The following is a 13,575-nucleotide window of genomic DNA, read 5'->3' as shown; positions in this document are numbered from 1 at the left end:
TCTGGGGTCGTGGGTCGGCAGCGGCTTCAGCCCGCCAGCAACGCTTCGTGGATGGACACCGCGGCCACCTTGCCGTGCTCCACGGCCTCCACGGTGAGATCGCGTCCGCCGGCGCGGCAGTCACCGCCTGCCCAGACGCGCGGCACGCTCGTGCGGCCATCGGCATCGGTGGCGATGCGGCCCTGGTTCAGCGCCACCTCGGCGCCCGCGTATTCGGAGAGATAGCTCTGGCCGATGGCCTTGAGCACCATGTCCGCCTCGAGCGTGAAGACTTCGCCGGTTTCGACCAGCCGCCCGCCCTGCACCGCCGTGGCCGCGAACCGCATGCCGCGCACCGCGCCGCCTTCGCAGAGCAGTTCCTTCGGCGCGGCCCAGTGCCGCACGGTGACGCCATTCGTCTGCGCCCACTGCTGTTCCACGAGCGAGGCGGACATGCTCTCCTGCCCGCGGCGATAGACCATGGTCACTTCCTCCGCGCCGAGCTTGGCGGCCTGCACGGCGGCATCCACCGCCGTCATGCCGCCGCCCACCACCACCACGCGGCGGCCCACGGGCAGCGTGGAGAGGTCCTGCGCCTGCCGCAGGTCGGCGATGAAGTCCACCGCATTGCGCAGGCCTTCCGCCTGCGGCTCGGCGATGCCCAGCGCGTTCACGCCCGCCAGCCCGAGGCCGAGGAACACCGCGTCATAGGCCTGCAGCAGCCCCGCGAGCGTGATGTCGCGCCCCAGCACCTGCCCGCAGCGCGGCTCGATCCCGCCGATGGACAGCAGCCACTCGATTTCCTTCTGCGCGAAGCCGCCGGTGGTCTTGTAGCTCGCCAGGCCGTATTCGTTGAGCCCGCCGAGCTTGGGCCGCGCGTCGAACAGCACCACGTCGTGCCCGCGCCGCGCCAGGCCATGCGCGCAGGCCAGGCCCGCGGGGCCGGCCCCCACCACGGCCACGCGCAGGCCGGTGGGCGCGGCCCGCGTGAACAGCGGCGCCCCCGGCTGCGCGAAATGCGCATCCGTCGCATAGCGCTGCAGCGCGCCGATCTCCACCGGCTTGTCTTCGTTCACGTTGCGCACGCAGGCCTGCTCGCAGAGCACCTCCGTCGGGCAGACCCGCGCGCACATGCCGCCGAGCGGGTTCGCCTCCAGGATCGCCCGCGCCGCGCCACGCTCGTTGCCCTGCGCGATGCGGTGGATGAAGGACGGCACGTCGATGCCCGTCGGGCAGGCCGTGGCGCACGGCGCCTCGTAGCAGTAATAGCAGCGCTCGGCCTCGATCAGGGCCTGGACACGGGTGAGCGGCGGGTGGGCATCGCCGAAATTCCTGGCGTACTGGGCCAGCTCGAGGCGTGCACCATGCACGCCGCAGCCGGTGCCGGCGGTCGTCGTTTCCATCGGAGGCTCCTGTGGTGTGTGAATCCCTGAGAATCGGGATCAGGAAGGCAGGGAGAAGGCTTCCGCGCGCGCAGGCAGCGCGCGGAGATCCAGGGCACCCGGACGGAATCCGGGCCGCGGTGCCGGTGCGGCGGCGCGCCCGGTGCTCCGGGGCGGCAGGAAAGGCGAAGGGGTCATCGTGGTCCTCGCTCGTGGTGGCGGATGCATGTCGCGCCGTTGTGGCTTGCAATTTACCAACCGGTAAAAACTTACCTATTGGTAAAATCCCGGACAGCAAACGCCATGCCAGAAGCGCCCCCCGGGGGAAGACCGTTTCCGGCCCCCTGCTTCGGCCCACAATGGTGCATATGAGCTCCCGCCTGCCGCCGTCCCGCCCAGCCCCCGTGCGTCCGCGCACCACCAGCGCTCCGTCCGCCGCGCGCCTGCGCAAGGAGCAGGCCATCCTCGCGGAGGCGGAAAGCCAGTTCGCCCAGTTCGGTTTCGAAGGGGCATCGCTGGAGGGCATCGCGGCCTCGGCCGGCATCAGCCGGCACAACCTGCTCTACTATTTCCCGAACAAGGAAGCCCTCTACCGCCGTGTGCTGGACGACGTGCTCACCCAGTGGCTGGACGGCATGGAGGAGATGTCGCACGGCGAAGACCCCTCCGAAGCCCTGCGCCGCTACATCGGCGCCAAGCTCCGGTCGTCGCTGGAGCGCCCGAATGCCGCCAAGGTGTTCGCCAAGGAGGTCATCGCCGGCGCGCCGCGCTACGGCGACGTCATCGCCGAACGCGTGGGCCCGGTGCTGCGCAATGACGTGCGCACGTTCGAGCGCTGGGCGCGGGAAGGCCGCATCGCCCGCGTCAACTTCACGCACCTGATGTTCATCATCTGGTCGGTCACCCAGGCCTACGCCGACCAGCAGGCGCAGTTCGCCCTGCTGCTGGGCAAGCCGGCCCTGACCGAGCGGGACTACGCGCATGCCGAGGCACTGATCTGCCACATGGTGCTTGCGGGCCTGGCGCCGGACAGCGCCCCGCCGGCCTGAGGCGCCCGCCGGGCGGAGCGCCCCACGGCAGCGCTCCCGGCCCCATCGCTTAGACTTCCGCGTCCCGCGGTCGCACGGTGCGCCCGCACGCCCTGCGCCGTCCGTCTTCCGCCGTCACGCACACACCGCCATGGCCACCAAACCATCCGTATCACTCATCGTCTTCGGTATCGCCGTCGTGGCGGCCGTCCTGGCCATCTACCTGCCCGCCTGGGACCACGCGCTGCTGTTCGACGATCTGGCCCTGACCGACGGCACCATCTTCGGCAGTTACGGGAACCTGCTCGCCTTCAAGCAGCGCCTGCTGTCCTATGGCAGCTTCGTCTGGGTGGACGGCCTGGCCGGCGCCGGATGGTGGAAGCAGCGCCTGGTGAACATCGCCCTGCACCTGGGCACCGTGGCGGCGCTCTATGCCCTCGTGCGCAACCTGCTCGCGCACACGCGCTTCCCCGAGGAATTCGAAGCCCAGCCGCATTTCACCGCGTCGCGGCTCGCCGCCGTGCGCGTGGGCGTGGCGCTCTTCGCTGTCAACCCCATGGCGGTCTACGCGGTGGCCTACCTCGTGCAGCGCTCCATCGTCATGGCCACGTTCTTCGCGGTGCTGGCGTGCTGGTGCTTCGTGCGCGGCCTGTCGGGCCGCGGGGCCGCCTGGTATGCCGGCGCCGTCGTGGCCTATGCGGCGGCGGTGCTGTCGAAGGAGCATGCGGTGATGGTGGCCGCCATGGCGGTGCCGCTGTATATCCATGTCAGGCGCCCCGCGTGGCGCACGGTGGCAGGCATCGCGGGCATTTCCGCGTTGCTGGTCGCCGTGGCCGCCGCCGTCCTGTTCGGCGTGTATGGCGAATTCATCGGCAAGGTGTTCGACCAGCGCTCCATCGACCTCACGAGGCAGCTGGAACTGCTCAGCCCGGGCATCACCCAGCGCATGTACCCGCTCAGCATTCTGAACGAGGCAGCCCTGTTCTTCGCCTACGGTTTCCTGTGGTTCGTGCCGAACGTGATGTGGATGTCCGTGGATCTGCGGCCGCCTTTCCCCCTCTCGTTCACCGCGTTCCCGCAAGTGCTGGGCCTGCTGGGCTACGTGGCGCTCTGGGTGGCCGCAGCATGGGCCGTACTGCGCCGCCGGGGCGTGCTCAGCCTCGCGGGCGTCGCGCTGCTCTTTCCCTTGCTGCTCTACGTGACCGAATTCGCCACCGTCTGGGTGCAGGACCCCTTCGTTCTCTACCGAAGCTACCTCTGGGCCGTCGGCGTACCCATCCTGGTCGCCATCGCCCTCACCGGCTTCAAGCCGCGCGCCATCTACATGCTGGGCGCCATGGTCGGACTGGTGTTTGCCCTGCTTGCCTTCGAGCGCTCGGCCTCGCTGCGGGACGACTACACCGCCTGGAGCGATGCGGCTGAAAAAATCGACGTGAAGGCGCCCGCCAATGCGGTCGGCCGGTGGCGCCCATTCCTCAACCTTGGCGCCTACCACCTGGACCGTGGATCCGTGGCGGAGGCCCAGAAAGCCTTCGCCACGGCCGAGGCGCTGGGTGCGCTGCGCGGCGCTGCCCGATTCAACATGGGCGTGGCACTGCAGCAGCAGAAGAAGCACACCGAAGCGATCGCAGCCTTCGACGATGCGGAGAAGCAGGGCTTCAAGGATCTGCAGCTCTACTACCACCGTGGTGAATCGGAATTTGCCCTCGGACGGTATGCGCAGGCCTATGCGCAGTTCGACCAGGGATTGCGCACGGAACTCCTGGGCCTCAGTTCCGCCGAAATGGACCGCATCCGCCAGCTCATGCATCTTCGCCGTGCAGAGAGCGCGATCGGCGCGAACCGGTTCGACGACGCGATCAAGGATTTCAATGCCCTGCTTCCGGCCAGCCCGTCCAACCCGCGCCTGTTGCTGGGCCTGGGCATGGCGCATGTCGGCAAGGGCGACACGCAGGAGGCCATCGCGCTGTTCGACCAATTGATCGCGCGCGCCCCCAATGCCGCGGCCTACTACGGGCGCGCCATGGCCTACCGTGGCTCCCGCCAGTATGCAGCCAGCCTGAAGGATCTCGACCAGGCCATCCGGCTCGACCCGCGCAACCCTCAGTACGCGCAGATCCGGGCCGAAGTGGCTGCTGCCGCCAAGCCATAGGCCGAAGACAGGCACGAGACGACTCCCCCGTGGCCCTGCGCGTTTTGCATGTAGGCAAGTTCTATCCGCCCTACCGCGGCGGCATGGAAGTGTTCCTTTCCGACCTGATCGCCGCCCAGCGCGCCCAGGGCATCGAGGCGCACGCGCTCGTCCACGGCGCACCTCAACCCGACGATCCGCACTGGCTGGAACGGGTACCTGTGCAATTCCAGCTGGTGTATGCACCATTCGCCCTGGGCTTTCGCGCAGCGCTGGCGCGGGCGATACGCCGGTTGCGACCCGATGTGCTGCACCTGCACATGCCCAACAACTCCGCGCTGTGGGCACTCACGCTGCCCGGCGCACGCCGCATTCCCTGGGTGGTCCACTGGCACTCTGATGTCGTGGTGTCGGAAATCAAGCTCTCGGTCGCACTGGCATACGCCCTGTACCGCCCCTTCGAGCATGCGCTGCTGGACGGTGCGGAACGCATCATCGCGACGTCCCCGCCCTACCTGGAGGCCAGCAAGGCCCTGCAGTACTGGAGAAGCAAGTGCGTGACGGTCCCGCTGGGCATCGACCTCGGCAGCCTGCCCGCCGCCACCCCTGGCGACGCATGGTCTCCGGGAACGGCCTTGAAATTGCTTTCCATCGGGCGCCTGACTTACTACAAGGGCTTCGAGACCCTCATCCAGGCCGTTGCCGCGCTGCCGGGCGTGGAGTTGCTGATCGTCGGCGACGGCGAGTTGCGGGACAGCCTGCAGGCGCGCATACAGACGGCGCAGTCGCGTACAGGCAGGGGGAGCATCCGGCTGCTGGGCGACGTGGACGACGCACGCAAGCACTCGCTGCTCGCCACCTGCGACATCTTCTGCCTCGCCTCCAGGGAACGTACCGAAGCATTCGGCATCGTGCTCCTGGAAGCGATGTTCCATGCAAAGCCGTGCATCGTCACCGACCTGCCCGGGTCCGGCATGCCCTGGCTCGTCGCCCATGCCAGGGCGGGCCTGCGCGTCCCCATCGAGGACGTTGACGGCTGGAGGAACGCCATCACCCGCCTTCGCCACGATGTCCCGCTGCGCCAACGCCTGGGCGCCGCAGGCAGGCAGGCCCTGCTCCGGTCATTCACCATCCACAGCGGTGCCGTCGCGATCGAACGGGAGTACCGGCATGTCACGTCCAAGCGCCGGCCGGCGGCCGACACCCGGGGCCCGCTCGTGGTTATTCCGGCATGCAACGATTCGGACTCCATCGCCGCGCTGGTGCACGCAGTGCGCGACGCCGGGCTGGGCATTCCCCTGGTGATCGACAACCGGAGCGCAGATGGCACCTGCCTTTTCGCGCAGGAGGCCGGCGCCAGGGTGCTGCGCCCCCTGATCCCGATGAGCCGCTGGGGCGCCGTCCAGACCGGAATGCGCCTCGCCCTGGCCGAGGGCCATCGCGGCATCCTCACGATCTCCTCCAGCCAGCGGCCGGCCCCCCGGCTGTGGCAGGAGCTTCTGGAGCATGCTCCGCGCGCGGATGCAGCGGTATTGCGTGCTCCAGAAAACGAGGCGCCATGGTGGCGACGTGTGCTGCAGACCTCGCCCGTCCCGGCACACCCCGCGTACTACAGCCGCGCCGCGATGGAGTCCTTCACCTCCACGGAAGCCGCTCTGCTGGATGATGCGGACCTCGGACTTCTGTGGCTCACGCGGCACGTGGGTATGCGCATCGTGCGCATCGACCCTGCAGTGCATGCGCCGGAGCCGGTTGCAGCCTCGGAAGCAGCGCCCCATCCGTGGTGGAGCGGCATCCGCCGGCTCGCTGCAACCACCCTCTTCCGGTTTGCCACGGCACGCCCCAGGCCCCTGCAGCGTCGCGCCGACCCCTGAGACCGGCGGCCCCTCACCCCGCCACCAGTTCCCGCATGCGCCGCAGGAAGCGATCCTTGCTGAATTCCCTGGCGCGGCTTTCACACGCGGGCCGCATGGCTTCGGCCGCATCGCCCGACAGTGCCGATACCGCTTCGACGATTTGCTCCACGGATGGCTCCGCCGGCAGAAGCCAGCCGGTTTCCCCATGCACGATGGTCTCGAGCAGCCCGCCCTCGGCCACACCGATCACGGGCTTGCCCGCGGCCATGCTCTCCACGGGCGACATGCCGAAATCCTCGTCACGGGGAATGTAGATCGAGGCCCGGGCCCCTCCCATCATTTCCGCGAGCGCATCGTCCCCGAGCCACGAGGTGAACCGGATGTTGGGTGCCTGGGCCGCTTTCGCGCGCAGGGCCTCGAACTGCGAACCGCCGGATACCACGACCAGTTGCCGGGACGGCATGCGCAGAAAGGCATCCACGATCCGGTCCACCCGCTTGAAGTCTTCCAGCCGCGCAAGCGAGAGGAAGTAATCCCCCCGATGCCGCCAGCGGAACCGCTCCACGTCGATGGGCGGATGCACCACCGTAGCGTCCACCCCGAGGTACTCGCGCAGCCGGCCGCGCACGTTCTCCGAATTCGCGATCACCATGTCCATTTCAGCCACCGACGACTCGTAGCGCCGCTTCAGGTAGGCCGCGAGCACGGCGAGAGCCGGCCTCAGCGGCGGCGCGAATTTCTGCTGGTAATAGGCGCGCAGGTCATACACGAAGCGCGGCGGCGTATGGCAATAGTAGAGATTGCGCCGCCCCCGGCGGTGCCGCACGGCGACCGGGGCGAGCACTCCACTGAAGATCGCCCAGTCGTATTGATCCAGGAACCGTGCCTGTCGGCCCGAGAATGCACGCAGTACCTTGAGCGTGCGCCAGCCGGGCACGGGTGTGGTGGCCTCCAGATCATGGCAGGCGATGTCTGCCAGCTCGCTGGCGGGAAAGACGTCCGGCTGCCGGTAGCCGAAGCACAGCTCGGCCCCTTCCAGGCCCCGCACGAGATCGAGCGTGAGGCGCTCGGCACCGCCTTTCGCATGCAGAAAGTCATAGAGCACCACGCCCTTCACAGCCATGAACGCACCCCTCTGTACAAAAGCACCATCAAGACGGCTTCGGTCGCGATGCTGGCCCACGCCGCACCCAATGCTCCGAAACGCGGAAGCAGCCAGAAATTCAAACCCACGTTGACGGCAGCGGCGATGCAGACGGTCACTGCATACCATCGCTCCCGCCCCAGGGCCACCGCTGCCTGCGTCAGCACATAGTTGGGTGCCAGGAAGAGGAAAGCGACCAGCAGCCAGGACAGCAACGGCGCTGCGGCAGCATAGGAATCCCCGTATGCCAGCACCAGCAGGGGCTCGGCGAACCAGTGCACCACGACCGATCCGGCGGCGGCCAGCAGCAGCACGCCACCGAGGGCGCGGCGCAGTAACGCCCTGGCCGCATCCCGGTCCTGCCACCGCAGGCGCAGCTCCCGGAAGAAAACCGTGGCAGCGGGCGCCAGCAGCAGCACGCCCCCCTCGAAGAGCCGGTAAGCGGCAGCATACCGCCCGATGTCCGCAGGCGCGACGCCCAGTTGCTCCATCAGGACGATGTCGATGCGGAAATAGATGGTGGTCGCCAGATCGATCAGCATGAAGGCTGCCGCCGTCCTGTAGACGACTCCCGGAGGATTCCACCGTGGAAGGACCGTGAACCGCACCGCAGCCAGCGCCAACGCCAGACCGCAGGCCCAGCCCACGAAAACCGCCGTACTGTCCGGCCTCCACAGCATCACGCAGCCGAGGATGAGCATCGCCGTGATGCTGCGCACGCCTGCCTGCCACAAGGCATCCCTGGCATATTCCCCCACACCCCGCCACCGCGCGGACAGGATGTTGGCCGCCGCAAGCAAAGCCATCGCCACGATGGCCCAGACCATCGCGCCCCGCCGATCCGCCCCCAGCACGGCAGCCAGGCATACCGCCACCAAACTCACCGACAGGATGTGCCCGAGGGCATAGCGCGTCAGCCCGCCCGCATCCAGATCCATGCTGCGATGTGCGGACTCACGCTGCAGAAGGGTCTTGAAACCGCCGTCCTGGAGAATGGCGATCAGGGAGGCCAGGGTCAGCACATAGTTGTACTCCCCGAACCTTTCCGGTCCGAGCAGGCGGCCCAGCGCGAACACCAGGACCATGGAAACCACCGCCACCCACAGGCTGGCGGCGGTCTGGTTGATCCATCCACGCAGCCACATCTACGACGATCTCCGCCACCAGTGGACGGACGCCTGCAGCGCCACACCAATGCACAGCTGGTAGAAGCAGAGCGTCACCACGTGGGCTGCCATCTGGCTCATGCCGAGCATCAGCAGCGCCATCGAGGCCGCAAGCGCCAGCAGGGAGCCGACGAGAAAGGGGCCTCCACGCTCACCGTAGATCCAGCGCGCAAGGCGGGGCTGGCGCCGGGCCAGGGTATCCCGTGCGCTGACTGTGGCGAACCACCACGCAGCGATCATCCAGAGCCCGCCCAGCGTGATGAACACATTTTCGCCCCAGCCTGCCGTGCGCATGAAACCGAACCCATAGCTCGCCACCCCGAGCAGCAGCATCAGGCCCAGCCACAGGCCAGCCCCCCGCCGCATCCATCCCAGCGACCGGTGCAGCATGGATGCGACAGGCCACAGGCATCCCACAACAACCGCCAGCGAAGAAAGCGGCGAAGAAGGTGCGGGATACGCACCCAGGGCCCATGCCAGCCATGCGAACCACATGCAGGGCCAGAGATAGACGGCGAAGAACCTGCCCCAGGCAGGCAGCCCGCGCCACAGGTGCAGGGCAGACGTCATCCACAGCGCGACACCCGCACCCAGCAGCCAGGGCACCCCTTCGTCGCCCCTGCCGGCCCACCAGAACCACGGCAACGCGGCCACCATGCTGGCCAGATGGAACACCCGGCGATGGCGGCCGACGCCCGCCGCGACGCGCTCACCCAGCCCCCATGCGGTCTCGGCCGCGAGGCGCCCCTGTACCGCCAAGGCCCGCAGCCGGACCCGTCCATTGCGCCAATGCGGAGAAAGCAACCGCCAGGCAAGCCAGGCCCCGGCGCCGGCGGCGAATGCCAGCACCAGCTTCTTGAGCTTTCCCATTCCGGGAGGGGGTGCCGGCGGCCTCAGCATGTCGCGCCACTCCACCACGGCTTCCGATTTCTCGTCCTGGTTGCTCACCAGCGTGACATGCCTCAACTCGAAGAGGCCGTCATCCTGCAGCAGCACCGGGGTCATCTCCTGTTTCTGCCCCACCTCCAGAACCCCATAGTCGAGCCACACCGGGCGACGCCCCTGCACCAGGGCATCCCGAAGCGAACCGGGCAGCGCCTCGGGCATGTGCAGTGATCCTTCCACGAGGAGTCCGGTACCGCGGGACAGCGAGTCCATCGCGGAGGGACGTGCACCCACGCCGGCCTCGGCCAGGAAGCTCAACTGCACGGGCCTGTCCATGTAGAGTGCGGCTTTCCAGCGGATCTCCGTGACGCGTTCGTTCTCGCCGAACCGCTCCCGCAGCTCTGCGGCCAACCCCTCGCGGACATGGCCGTCGCGTGGACAGAGCCGCCGTTCCAGCCGATGCCCGTCGCTGCCGAGGATTTCCGCCTGCAGCCAGCAGCTGTCCATCTCGGCGCCCCGCACGTCGTATTCCAGGCGCAATTCGAGCAGATCCCTGGCAGGCAGCCCGACAGGCGTGGACCAGCGCAGCGTCGTGGCGCCTGCCGCTTCGGGCCGCGCCCGCAGGATGCCTGTCAGGCGCACGCCGTCACTGCGCCACACATCACCCGGATCGGTCGCTTCGGCCCGTGGGACCAGGGGTACCACGCCCCAGCCGAACCGGGGTGCCGTGGCGGCCTGGGCAGCGTCCAGGCGGTAAGGGCGGAACACCGAGATGTCCTTGACCGTCCAGGGCGCAGCCACCTCCAGGGCATCGAAACGCAGGGACAGGCTTCGCACCCGCGCCCCTTCGGGGATCCTGCGATCCAGCAGCACGGGCTGGCTCGGCATCGCCCTGAAGCGGTAGTCGCGTCCGTCGTCCGTTACGGCGCGCACCTCCACCTCCGGCTGGCGGCGGCCCGTGGTGTGGATACCCACATAAAGGCGCTGCCCTGGGCGGACCCGGAAATCCACCTGCCAGTCCATATCCACCATGGCGCCCGAGGGCAACAGCATGCCTTCGGCCACGCCCCGCTCCTGGACCGTGCCGCCGCTGGACGCCACGCGCAGTCCCCAGCCAGGGAACTCCACTTCCCCCCCCTGCCCGCGCGGCAATCTGGCATGCACCCGCGCCTCGGCCAACGGCAACTGGGCCGCGAAATCCAGCCACTCCACGCCATTGCGGTCTTCGGGCCGGACCAGGAAGGGCCCTCCCAGAGAACGGACGCGGGAAGCGGCCTCGTCCAGGAACGCAGGTGTGCTGGAGCGCCGCAGCTTTACCAGATGGGCCGAGACCAGGTCGGTCCTGCAGCCAGGGGCTCCCGAAACCTGCCATTCGGCAGACCGCAGCGGCATCCGGGCCACCCAGCGACCGGTGACGTCCCTGAGATCCAGCTTGGTGCGCCAGACGGTGGCTGTCAACGGAGCGGTTGTCATGGGAACCTGCAATACGCGCTCCCCATCCGGGGCCCTGCCCGTGCCTGCCAGGCTATAGATCGTCAGCCGGCGCAAAGGCTGTTCGGCCACCGTCCGCTCCCTCGCCCCGCGGTAGAACACCAGCAGTTCCGCAAGCGACACGGTCTGCCCGCGCTGCCGGTACTCCGCGAGGACGCGGTCCAGGCGGATGCGCAAGCGGGTCCGCTGGCCGTCGTCCTGCACCTCGCTGGTGAAATCCCCGGACGTCAGCAGACGGCTGGGGCGATGGTGATGGCCCACGCTGATGAACAGATTCACGCCATTGAGCCTGGCTCCGGAGGGAAACTCCATCTCGATGGTCTGCGCCCGGTCCAGGGATACCTGCAAGCGCCGCTGAAGCACCGTGGCATCCCCGTCCTGGGCATATCGCCATTTGCCATCGTCGCGGCTGCCCCACTGCCGGGCGAGCAGGTAGAACATGTCCTTGGCGACCCAGGGCATGCGCGCGGGCTGCTCGGAAAAAAGCACGCTGCGGCCTTCCTCCATGCCGATGATGGTGGTGCTGCTCGGACGCCCCTCGCGCAATCCCTCATCGGTCTGCAGCGTCAGTTGTGCCGAACACTGCCCGAGCGTGGCATGGTCGATCCAGAGCTCGTCGTAAGCGGAAAGATCCGTGCCGGCAGAGGCATTCAGCCGGATGCCGTGCTCCGGCGCCGCGGCACGGCTGGGTGCAGCTTCAGGCTCCAGCGGCGCGCTGGAGTCCAGCTCCATCGCCGGAACCTGCTTCAATCCCAGCTGTGCCTTCAACTGGAATGCCCCAGGCAACAGAGGATCGCCTGCGGACAACGGTTGCAGCACCTTGCCCAGATAGCCGGGAACGGGCGAAGGACCGAAAGCGACATCGGTCGCCACATCGGCGGCCGGGACAGCCATCGGAATGCACAGCGCGACGGCGAGCCACGCGCGCCAGCAGCATCGCTCAAGGCGGAAGCAGAGCCGCTTCATGGGTTTTCCCTCCGTCGGAGAATGGAGAAGCCGTCGTCCTCGTAAACGACGCTATAGAGCTTCCTGACTTGCGCCACCGCGCTCCGGTAGCGTGCGGCGGCGACCTCGTCGGAACACTGCCCGCGCAACCAGAGGCAGCCCTTGTCGAGCAGGAACCAGGGGCGGCGCTCGTCCAGCACCACATAGTCGGCATGGCGCGCACGCGGCGGCGCCCCGGCAACGCCGTCCGAAGTCCATGCAGGCACGGCCTTGGCGGAGAACACACCATCGGGAAATGCGAAATACGCCTCGCGCAAGGGCAGGTGGCCCCAGTTCACCGTGTTCTGGGTCGCAACGCTCACCCCCTCGTCCCGGGGAACCCACCGCTCCAGAGCCGCCTGGATACGCCGGGTACGGTCATCCGGCCAATAGGCCCGCCAGTTGTAGCTCCAGACCTTGTCGCTCCAGAAAAGGCGCCCCAGCGGAGACGGCGCGAGCAGGACATGGCCGGCCAGGAGCGCGACGCCCAGCGCAAGGGCGGCCGCTTGCCGAGGCACGCCGACGCGCCCGCAGAGCCTCCAGAACGCGGGCAGCCCATGGGCGAACGCGACGATCGCCGGAGCAATGAGCCCTGCGGTGTAGTGGTTGCCGTAGCTGTAGTAGTTTTCGGACCGGGCCAGCATCGCGATCAGCAGGGGAGGAAGGGCGGGAATGAGCCACGCGGGGCTCAGCAGGGGAACGAAGGCCAGCATGCCGAAACAGACGAACAGATAAATCAGCTTCCCGGGCGTCGCCAGCGCCTCGGTGATCGGCAGCCAGGGGTGCGACAGCAGGTTCCGCAGCATGCCTCCGATGCCGTGGCCCAGCCAAGTGAACGCATCCGCATCCAGCCCCCCGCTCGTTCCCGTGAATCGCGGAATCAGCCACTGGGTGGCCACATAGAACCAGGCCACCCCGCCGCAGGCCAGCACCAGGCCGGCTGCGACCCAGCGGCGTGGCAGGGCATCCGCTCCGCGCAATCTCCAGGCCTGCCACAGCAGGAACAGGCCGCAGGCCGTGGTCTGCAACGCGAAAGGCTCTTTCACACCAGCCAGCAGCAGTGCGCAGGCCATGGCCCAGGCCATGCGCCGACGCTCGAACGCCACGTAAAAGCCCGCCAGCAACGGGACGGCAAGATGGTCGAAGTGGAAGTCGAACAGGGCGTTGGCCCAGAGCGGGTAGTACAGCAGCAGCGCCACCGCAGGCCAGGCGCCGTACTGGCGCCAGACCAGCCAGGCCGGAGCGGTCAGCGCCAGCCCCTGCAGCGCCAGCAGGCCGAGCGGACCGGTCCACCGGTACAGATAGGCGTACGCGCCCATGAAGGGCTGGGCATGGCCGAAGAACGCATGTCCCCCGCCGCCCTCCTGCCCGAGGTAGGCATGGAAGACATTCTCGAACAGCCCCAGGTCGAACCAGTTACTGGACAGCGCCTGGTACTTGAGCAGCGACATGCCGACCAGCGTCGCCGCCAGGGCCCAGAGGAGCGCCCCGACCCGCCGGTCCGTCACCTCGGCCGACCCCGACACGGC

Annotated in this window: 8 protein-coding genes; 3 read left to right on the top strand and 5 right to left on the bottom strand. The window is 68.3% G+C overall.

The genetic code is table 11. The features are described from left to right. Positions 1-26 precede the first annotated feature (26 nt). Complete coding sequence (locus ACGHC0_RS04900) at positions 27-1,382, bottom strand: NAD(P)-dependent oxidoreductase (protein ID WP_415267586.1); 1,356 nt, start codon at positions 1,380-1,382, stop codon at positions 27-29. 347 nt (positions 1,383-1,729) lie between these two features. Between ACGHC0_RS04900 and ACGHC0_RS04895 the strand changes: the two genes are divergently transcribed. From ACGHC0_RS04895 to ACGHC0_RS04885, 3 genes are all read left to right on the top strand, one after another. Then, positions 1,730-2,410 (top strand): TetR/AcrR family transcriptional regulator, encoded by a 681-nt coding sequence (locus ACGHC0_RS04895; protein WP_107134064.1) that lies wholly within the window; start codon positions 1,730-1,732, stop codon positions 2,408-2,410. Between the two features lie 130 nt (positions 2,411-2,540). After that, entirely contained in the window at positions 2,541-4,541 is a 2,001-nt protein-coding gene (locus ACGHC0_RS04890; protein WP_415267585.1) for a tetratricopeptide repeat protein, read from the top strand. Positions 4,542-4,570: 29 nt separating this feature from the next. Next, complete coding sequence (locus ACGHC0_RS04885) at positions 4,571-6,394, top strand: glycosyltransferase (RefSeq protein ID WP_368354236.1); 1,824 nt, start codon at positions 4,571-4,573, stop codon at positions 6,392-6,394. Positions 6,395-6,407: 13 nt separating this feature from the next. On the opposite strand, the gene ACGHC0_RS04880 is transcribed toward ACGHC0_RS04885, so the two are convergent. From ACGHC0_RS04880 to ACGHC0_RS04865, 4 genes are read right to left on the bottom strand one after another with little or no spacing between them, the layout of a single operon-like run. Then, on the bottom strand, positions 6,408-7,499 hold the full coding sequence (locus ACGHC0_RS04880; protein ID WP_368354235.1) for a glycosyltransferase: 1,092 nt from the start codon (positions 7,497-7,499) through the stop codon (positions 6,408-6,410). After that, complete coding sequence (locus ACGHC0_RS04875) at positions 7,490-8,665, bottom strand: polysaccharide biosynthesis C-terminal domain-containing protein (RefSeq protein WP_415267584.1); 1,176 nt, start codon at positions 8,663-8,665, stop codon at positions 7,490-7,492. Before ACGHC0_RS04875 ends, ACGHC0_RS04880 begins: the two co-directional genes overlap by 10 nt. Beyond that, on the bottom strand, positions 8,666-12,028 hold the full coding sequence (locus ACGHC0_RS04870) for a hypothetical protein (protein ID WP_415267583.1): 3,363 nt from the start codon (positions 12,026-12,028) through the stop codon (positions 8,666-8,668). Next, positions 12,025-13,572 (bottom strand): DUF2079 domain-containing protein, encoded by a 1,548-nt coding sequence (locus ACGHC0_RS04865; protein WP_368354232.1) that lies wholly within the window; start codon positions 13,570-13,572, stop codon positions 12,025-12,027. The genes ACGHC0_RS04870 and ACGHC0_RS04865 overlap by 4 nt, the downstream gene beginning before the upstream one ends. Between the last annotated feature and the right edge of the window lie 3 nt (positions 13,573-13,575).

The sequence above is a fragment of the Acidovorax sacchari genome, from assembly GCF_042847045.1.
In the GTDB taxonomy this organism is placed as follows: Bacteria; Pseudomonadota; Gammaproteobacteria; order Burkholderiales; family Burkholderiaceae_C; genus Paracidovorax; species Paracidovorax sacchari.
The sequence above is the reverse complement of the archived record's forward strand: the minus strand, read 5'-3'. Positions and strand labels throughout refer to the sequence as shown.

Coding starts and splice junctions, on each gene's coding strand:
- ACGHC0_RS04880 (WP_368354235.1), bottom strand. CDS start 7,499: ATGGCTGTGAAGGGCGTGGTGCTCTATGACTTTCTGCATGCGAAAGGC.
- ACGHC0_RS04890 (WP_415267585.1), top strand. CDS start 2,541: ATGGCCACCAAACCATCCGTATCACTCATCGTCTTCGGTATCGCCGTC.
- ACGHC0_RS04895 (WP_107134064.1), top strand. CDS start 1,730: ATGAGCTCCCGCCTGCCGCCGTCCCGCCCAGCCCCCGTGCGTCCGCGC.
- ACGHC0_RS04900 (WP_415267586.1), bottom strand. CDS start 1,382: ATGGAAACGACGACCGCCGGCACCGGCTGCGGCGTGCATGGTGCACGC.
- ACGHC0_RS04875 (WP_415267584.1), bottom strand. CDS start 8,665: ATGTGGCTGCGTGGATGGATCAACCAGACCGCCGCCAGCCTGTGGGTG.
- ACGHC0_RS04870 (WP_415267583.1), bottom strand. CDS start 12,028: ATGAAGCGGCTCTGCTTCCGCCTTGAGCGATGCTGCTGGCGCGCGTGG.